Here is a 1,276-nt window from a genome sequence, read left to right on the forward strand (position 1 = left end):
CCGGGGGCCTCGGGGCCGGGCCCGTCCTGCCGCGGCGGGAAGTCCCAGGAGCCGGTCCCGCCCGGCTCCGTACCGGCGGGCGGGATGCGCGGCGGCACGTAGCCATGGCCGGGGGCGGCGAGCGGGGCCGCGTCGAGGAGTCCTTCGGGAAGGCTGACGAAGGCGGTGGCGTCCACGTCGTAGTCCGTGTGCGGGACGGGTTCCCAGCCGCCGTAGGGCCCGGGGCCCTCGCCGTGGGGGTCCTGCTGCGACGGTGTGGGCCGGTCCTGTTCCTCGCTCATGCGAGCGCCCTCCCCAGTGCGCGACGGGCCAGCGCGCCGACGGTGCGGCGCAGGTGCGAGACGGCGGGCGTGAGCGGCCGCACGACGCCGTCCTCGCCCGCGGGTTGTTCGGGTAACGCAGGCGGCGGCGACGTACTCGCCGAAACGCGGCGAGCGCCTCGGGCGCGAGGCTGCGGTCGCCGTCCCAGTCCACGAGCGCGGAGACCCACGCCTCGGCCTCCAGGGGCCGCAGCGGCATGGGCGCGATGGCGCCGACCGCGCAGCGCACGGCGCGCCGGGCCGGGTCGAGGACGAGGGCGAGCGAGGCGACCGCGCGGCCGGGCCCGGTGCGTCCCGTCGCCTTGAGGAAGACCTGCGGGGCGTGCAGGAGCGGTACCCGTACGTGCGAGATGAGTTCGCCGCCGCGCAGCGGGTCCATGCCCGTCAGGAGGTGCGAGACGGGGACCTCGCGGCGGGCGCCGCCGACGCTCGCGAGGAGCACGGTGGCTTCGAGCGCGGCGAGGACGGGGAGCGCGTCGCCGGTCGGCGCGGCGGTCGCGATGTTGCCGCCGAGGGTGCCCGCGTTGCGGATGTGCGGGGGCCCGGCGGCGCGGGCCGCGGCGGCGAGCGCGGGGATGAGGGCGGCGAAGTCGGGGCGGCCCATGCGCGCGTGGGTGAGCCCGGCGCCGAGCAGGGCGTGGCCGTCGAGGTACTGCCAGCCGCGGATCTCCGCGACGCGGCCGAGGCCCACGAGGGCGGCGGGGCGCAGGAGTCCGGCGTTGACGGCGGCCATGAGGTCGGTGCCGCCCGCGACGGGCACGGCGGTGGGGGTCGCGGCGAGCGCGGCCACGGCCTCCTCCAGCGTGGTGGGCAGGGAGACCGCCGCGTTCGGTGCCTGTGTGGTCAAAGCGGCTGCCCCTTCCCGTTGCCCCGGACGTGTCCCGCCTGTGGCCTGTGCTGCCGTACGGTACGTCGTCACGGGCCGGACGTGGCAACTCTGGCACATCTTCGCGCGG

General features: G+C 77.8%; 1 protein-coding gene. It reads right to left on the minus strand.

Annotated features, from left to right (window positions below):
• Nucleotides 1-1,167, minus strand: a 1,167-nt coding sequence (locus tag SSBG_RS35705) for an FAD binding domain-containing protein (protein ID WP_158677758.1), incomplete at its 3' end; no start/stop codon positions are given.
• Between the last annotated feature and the right edge of the window lie 109 nt (nucleotides 1,168-1,276).

The organism is Streptomyces sp. SPB074, assembly GCF_000154905.1.
GTDB lineage: Bacteria > Actinomycetota > Actinomycetes > Streptomycetales > Streptomycetaceae > Streptomyces.